Genomic DNA, 6,351 nt, shown 5'->3' with positions numbered 1-6,351 from the left:
GGCATCGAACTGTTCTTTAAGTGGATCAAACAGCATTTGAAGATCAAGTCGTTCCTGGGCCGCTCGGAAAATGCAGTCAGAATCCAGATCCTGACTGCCCTGATCACTTACTTGCTCGTGGCTCTGCTGCACCATTCAAGGCAAGCCACCAACTCGCTGTGGGACTTTCTCTGCCTGATCAGCGCCACCCTTTTCCAACGTCCTGACGCGGAAGCCGCTGCTGTCCGAAGGCGACGAGAATGGCAGACGCACGCCAAAAATCAGGGGTGCCTATTCTGATGAAGAGGTCAACAGAATTATTCCGGACAGCAGTGCGCCTGCGCGGGAACGACGTGCTTATTTAGTTGGCCTAAAAGCCGTCGTTCCCGCGCAGGCGGGAACCCAATTTTAGATGAGCAGCGTTAGCTTACTTCCCACCCCACACCTTCATCATATCCTCCGACCCCTGCGTCCGAATCCCATTATCCGACAGGATCCCTTCGGTCGCATCCAGCGCCGCCTTGCGCGGCAAGATCATGGTTTCGCCATAGCGCTGGTCGAACTTGAACACCACGTGCTCGTCCTTCAAATCACGCAAGGTCGACACCAGGTGCGCCAGGCTGCGGATCTTCACGCCATTGACCGTGTCCACCACCGAGCCGAAGCGGTTGCTGTAGCCTGTGACGAGCTTGTGCGGGAAGAACGGGCTGCTGATCACCACCAGCTCTTCGCGCGCACCTTCCGGCGAATCGCCCAGGTGGGTCACCAGCGGGCTGTCGTTGAAGCTGTAGGCCGCCATCGCGCCCGAACTCCCCAGCAGGAAAGCCATGAACTCGGTCGTCGCGCGCGTGAACGCCACCGGGCCGTACACGAAGTAGGACGGATAGCCGCCGTTCAGGTCCGGGATCAGGAGCGGGCGCGGGCCGCTGGCCGGCACCTCGACCTGCATCGGCTTGCCGCCGCGGACGATCGTCATCGGCACCTTGCCATTTTTCGCCACCTGCTGGATGCGGTACTGGAAGCGCACCCGCAGGTTCGAACCCAGCTTCACCATGCCCTGGTTGTCGACCGCGTGCTCGCCGATGTGGGTGATGATGTCGCCTTCCTTCAGGGGCCAGCTGGCGTCCTTCTTGTACGGGCGGTGCACCATCGCGCCTTCCACCGATTTCTCCAGCTTCAGGTACTGGCGCAGGGCCGGGTTCTCGAGGGTCTGGGTGCTGTCGTGCAGCAGCGGCTTGCCGTCATAGCGGCCGTCCGCCACGTCTTTCAGGAACAGTTCGATCTCTTCGTTCGGGATCACGTAGCCGATGTTCTGGGCATTGGTCGCCATCGAAAAGGCCAGGCCGATCATCTTGTCGCCGGCGATCACCGGGCCGCCGCTGTTGCCGGGGTTGATCGGCGCGTCGATCTGGATCCGCAGGCCCGAACTGAACGAGCCGTAGCCGACGAACTCCACCCGCGAGACGATGCCGCGGGTAGTCGACAGCGAGTTGCCGCCGACCGGATAGCCATAGGCATACACCGCCTCGCGCACGTCCGGCAGCACGGCCGCGCGCTGGACTGGCGGGCGCTTGTCGAAGAAGGAGGGGTCTTCCAGTTCCAGCACCGCCAGGTCCAGGCCGCGCGCCAGCGCGATCACCTTGGCCGGCACCTTGTCGCCGGACTGGCTGGCCTGCACCTCGACCTGGCTGGCGTAGCCGACCACGTGGGCGTTGGTCAGGATGCGCCTGCCCTCGATGATGACGCCCGAGCCGGTGACGTCGGCCGGCGACTGCTTGGCCCACGGCTTGTACAGGTCCGGGCGGCGCACGGTGGCGAAGATCTTGACCACCGAATTCTCGATCGCCGGCAGGGCGGGCGCGGTGGTGGCGGACGGTGTCGCGGTGGCCGGTGACGGCGGGGTCGCAGGGGTCGGAGCGGGCGGAGGGGTGGTGTCCTGTGCGTGGACGAGGCCGGCCAGGGCGAATGCCACGGCGGCGGCGAGGCGTGCGGTCTTCATAATTTCCTTCGGTGGCTCAATGAGGTGGCATGATGCGAACCGCAAGAATATACACGCTCGCCGCCGAAGGAAATGCACAAATCTTCACAGGGGGCGGACGCCCCCTGCGACAGTGCTTACTGCTTGACGAACTTGAGCGTCATGCGGTCGCTCTCGCCGATCGCCATGTACTTCTCGCGGTCCTTGTCCTTGTTGGACAGCACCGGCGGCAGGGTCCACACGCCCTTTTCATGGTCGGCGGTGTCTTTCGGGTTGGCGTTGACTTCGGACTTGCCGGCCAGCTTGAAGCCCGCGCTTTCCACGGTCTTGATCACCCACGCCTCGTGCACGTAGCCGGTGGACGCCTTGGCGTCCTGGGTCATCTTGGCCGGGAGTCGGTGGTCGACGATGCCCAGCACGCCGCCCGGTTTGAGCACCTTGTGGATTTCCTTGAAGGTGGTTTTCAGGGCTTCGTCGCCCTGGCCGACCCAGTTGTGCAGGTTGCGGAAGGTGAGCACCATGTCGACGCTGTTCGGCGCGGCGATCGCGTAGGTGGCCGGCGGTTCGAAGACGGCTGGCACTACCTTGTCATACAGTGCAGGCGCCGCATCGAACTTCTGCTTGAGCGCCATCCCGCCGCGCTTTTCCGGCACGAAGGCCTGGCCTGCGGCGATCATCTTGCCGTTCGGGCGCAGGTAGGGCGCCAGGATTTCGGTGTACCAGCCACCGCCTGGAACCAGCTCCACCACCGTCATGTTCGGCTTGATGCCGAAGAACGTCAGCGTCTCGTAGGGATGGCGGGCGGCGTCGCGCGCCTTGTTGGCGGCGCTGCGGTGTTCGCCCGCGATGGCGGCTTTCAGGGCATCGTCCGCATGGGCGGCGCCGCCGGCCAGGCCGGTGGCCAGCATCGCGGCCAGGATCAGTCGTTTCATCGGTTCGAGGTCTCCAGTGGTTGTTGTGCGCGGCCGGGCAGGACGCCGCCGCCGCGCTGATGATCCGGCAGCCCGGACAGACAGTCAAGCGTTCCCTGAGTATGCATATGCTATTCGTGAATTTGTCCCGGACTTGTCCGGAACTTGTCCGCGCCGGACACCGCGGACACCCGTTCGGACACCGGGCCGGACAGTGGACGGCCGCCAAAATCAGGCACTTAGCGAGCGCTGTGAGATGGCACAACAATTGCCTATTCAAAACCTCATGTTGCTGCTAAGGTTGACAAGTTTGCCGCCGCCCACAAGGCCCGGCAACAGACCATTTCCTCATGCCGTAAATACAAGAGCGGACCGAGAAGCCGGCGGGATCGCTGCCCAGAAGTAGGTTGATTTCAGGAGACACAATGGAACGCCGTACCTTTCTAAATTTCAGCAGCCTGGCGCTCGCCTCCACGCTCGCCCCGTTCACCCGCGCCATCGCCGCCGATGAGCTGCTCAGCAGCATGCCCACCGCCGCCAAGAAGGCGCTGGCCGACGTCGCGCTGAACGCCGCCACCAAGGCCGGCGCCAGCTACGCCGACGTGCGCATCGGGCGCTACCTGAACCAGTTCATCACCACCCGCGACCTGAATGTCGAGAACGTGGCCAACACCGAGTCGGCCGGCATCGGCGTGCGCGTGATCGCGGGCGGCGCCTACGGCTTCGCCGCCACCTCCGACATGAGCTCCGACGGCATCGCCAATGCGGCGCGCCAGGCGGTGGCGATCGCCAAGGCCAATGCCAAGCTGCAGTCCGAACCGGTGCGCCTTGCACCAGTCAAGGGCGTCGGCGAGGTGTCGTGGGCCACGCCGATCAAGAAGGACTGGCGCACCGTACCGATCAAGGAAAAGGCCGAGCTGCTGATCGCCGCCAACAAGGCCGGCATGGAAGGCGGCGCAGCCTTCATGAATTCGATGCTGTTCCAGGTGAACCAGCAGAAGTACTTCGCTTCCACCGACGGCTCCTACATCGAACAGGACGTCCACCGCATGTGGGCGCCGTTCCAGGCCACCGCCGTCGACAAGGCCACCGGCAAGTTCCGCTCCCGTTCGGGCCTGGGCGCACCGGTCGGCATGGGCTACGAATACCTCGACGTCCGCCCCGAGCACAAGATCAAGGCCGCCGGCGGCGTCGCCACCCTGTACACCGGTTCGTATGACCTGATCGAGGACGCGCGCGCCGCCGGCCGCGACGCCAAGGCCAAGCTGACCGCCAAGTCGGTCACCCCCGGCAAGTACGACCTGATGCTCTCGCCCGAACACCTGTGGCTGACGATCCACGAGAACGTTGGGCACCCGACGGAACTGGACCGCGTGCTCGGCTTTGAGGCCAACTACGCCGGCACCAGCTTCGCCTCGCTCGACAAGTGGGAAACCAAGAAATTCAAGTACGGTAACCCGATGGTCAACCTGTACGCCGACAAGACCACCCCGGGTTCGCTCGGCTGCGTGGGCTTCGACGACGAGGGCGTGAAGACGAAGAAGTGGGACATCATCAAGGACGGCATCCTGGTCAACTACCAGGCCACGCGCGACCAGGCCCACATCATCGGCGAGAAGGAATCGCACGGCTGCTCGTATGCCGACAGCTGGAACTCGGTGCAGTTCCAGCGCATGCCGAACGTCTCGCTTGCGGCCGGCAAGAAGAAGCTGACCCCGGACGAGATGCTCAAGGACATCAAGAAGGGCATCTATATCGTCGGCGACGGTTCGTTCTCGATCGACCAGCAGCGCTACAACTTCCAGTTCGGCGGCCAGCTGTTCTACGAAATCAAGGACGGCAAGATCGGCCCGATGCTCGAAGACGTGGCCTACCAGGCCAACACCCAGGAATTCTGGAACGCCTGCACGGCCATCTGCGACGAGCGCGACTGGCGCATGGGTGGGTCCTTCTTCGATGGCAAGGGCCAGCCGCCGCAGATCAGTATCGTCTCGCACGGGTCGAGCACGACGCGCTTCAACGGCATCAACGTGATCAACACTGCACGCAAGATCGGCTAAGGCGAGGACTGACCATGAGCATCCTGACCCAGGACCAAACCAAGCGCATTTGCGACCGCGTGCTGTCGCTCTCGAAGGCCGACGAGTGCATCGTCAGCGTTGAAGGCAACCGCATCGGCAACATCCGTTTCGCGCGCAATGCCGTTTCCACCGCCGGCCTGTCGGACGACACCCGCATCGAAGTGCAGGTTGCCTTCGGCAAGCGCCAGGGGACCGCCACCATCAACGAGTTCGACGACAAGTCGCTGGAACGCGCGGTGCGCCGCGCCGAAGACCTGGCGCGCCTGGCGCCGGAGAACCCGGAATTCATGCCGGCGATCGCCAAGACCGCCTACAAGGCGTCCGACACCTTTGTCCAGCGCACCGCCAACATCGACCCGGAATTCCGCGCCCAGGCTGCCGCCTATGCGATGGAAGCCTGCCGCAAGAAGGGCCTGGTGGCCGCCGGCTTCTTCACCGACCGCGCGTCGTTTGAAACCGTCGCCAATTCGAACGGCGTGTTCGGCCACCAGGTCGCCACCTCGCTCGACTTCACCTGCACCGTGCGCACCGAAGACGGCCGCGGCTCGGGCTGGGTCAAGCGCTCGGCGCGCGACGTCGGCCGTTTCGACCCGCGCGAAGCCGCCGACGTGGCGATCGAGAAGGCGCTGCGCTCGGTCGACGCCAAGGCGCTGGAGCCGGGCCGCTACACGGTGGTGATGGAGCCAAGCGCCACCAGCGACCTCCTGACCTTCATGATCGGCGGCTTCAATGCCCGCATGGCCGACGAGGGCCGCAGCTTCCTGTCGAAGCAGGGCGGCGCCAACCGCCTGGGCGACAAGCTGTTCGACCAGCAGGTCAATATCTGGACCGACCCGTGGGACAAGGACGTGCCGGTGCTGCCGTGGGACGGCAACATGATGCCGCGCGAACGCATGCACCTGGTGAAGGACGGCCGCATCAATGCGCTGAACTACTCGCGCTTCTGGGGCCAGAAGAAAGGCCAGCGCGCGATCGGCACGGCCGGCAACATCATCATGGCCGGCACCGACAAGAACACCGCGGAGCTGATCGCCAACACCAAGAAGGGCGTGCTGGTCACCCGCACCTGGTACATCCGCATGGTCGACCCGCAGTCGGTCGCCCTGACCGGCCTGACCCGCGACGGCACCTTCTACATCGAAAACGGCAAGGTCAAGCACCCGATCAAGAACTTCCGCTTCAACGAAAGCCCGGTGTCGATGCTGAACAATATCGAGGAGATCGGCAAGCCGGTGGTGATCGGCGGCGACGAGGCCAATTACTCGATGCTGATCCCGTCGATGAAGATCCGCGATTTTAATTTCACGTCGCTGTCGGACGCCGTCTGACGCCTGCGGCTTAAACACCGTCGTTCCGGCGAAGGCCGGAACCCAAGTTTCGCAGTGCAGTGGTAACGCACGCA

Annotated in this window: 4 protein-coding genes and 1 pseudogene; 3 read left to right on the top strand and 2 right to left on the bottom strand. The window is 64.0% G+C overall.

Translation table 11 applies throughout. From position 1 onward, the window contains the following. Positions 1–124, top strand: a pseudogene (locus BM031_RS25355) (transposase); the annotation flags it as partial. A gap of 282 nt (positions 125–406) precedes the next feature. Here the strand turns inward: BM031_RS25355 and BM031_RS24010 are convergent. Together BM031_RS24010 and BM031_RS24005 are read right to left on the bottom strand one after the other, a co-directional pair. Next, positions 407–1,978 carry a S1C family serine protease gene (locus BM031_RS24010; protein WP_091877341.1) on the bottom strand — a complete coding sequence of 524 codons (1,572 nt, stop codon included), beginning with the start codon at positions 1,976–1,978 and terminating at the stop codon, positions 407–409. A 116-nt stretch (positions 1,979–2,094) separates the two neighbouring features. Beyond that, a complete protein-coding gene (locus BM031_RS24005) occupies positions 2,095–2,889 on the bottom strand; it encodes a class I SAM-dependent methyltransferase (RefSeq protein ID WP_091877339.1) in 795 nt (264 codons plus the stop codon). Between the two features lie 404 nt (positions 2,890–3,293). Here BM031_RS24005 and BM031_RS24000 point away from each other — a divergent pair, with 404 nt between their 5' ends. After that, positions 3,294–4,928, top strand: a complete 1,635-nt coding sequence (locus BM031_RS24000) for a TldD/PmbA family protein (RefSeq protein ID WP_091877337.1) — start codon at positions 3,294–3,296, stop codon at positions 4,926–4,928. Positions 4,929–4,942: 14 nt separating this feature from the next. After that, the gene (locus BM031_RS23995) at positions 4,943–6,277 is read left to right on the top strand and encodes a TldD/PmbA family protein (RefSeq protein ID WP_091877335.1); all 1,335 of its coding nucleotides are present in this window, start codon (positions 4,943–4,945) and stop codon (positions 6,275–6,277) included. The last annotated feature ends 74 nt before the right edge of the window (positions 6,278–6,351 follow it).

It is taken from the genome of Massilia yuzhufengensis, assembly GCF_900112225.1.
Taxonomy (GTDB): Bacteria; Pseudomonadota; Gammaproteobacteria; order Burkholderiales; family Burkholderiaceae_D; genus Telluria; species Telluria yuzhufengensis.
Note: the sequence above shows the minus strand (reverse complement) of the source record. Positions and strands in the feature narration are given on the sequence as shown.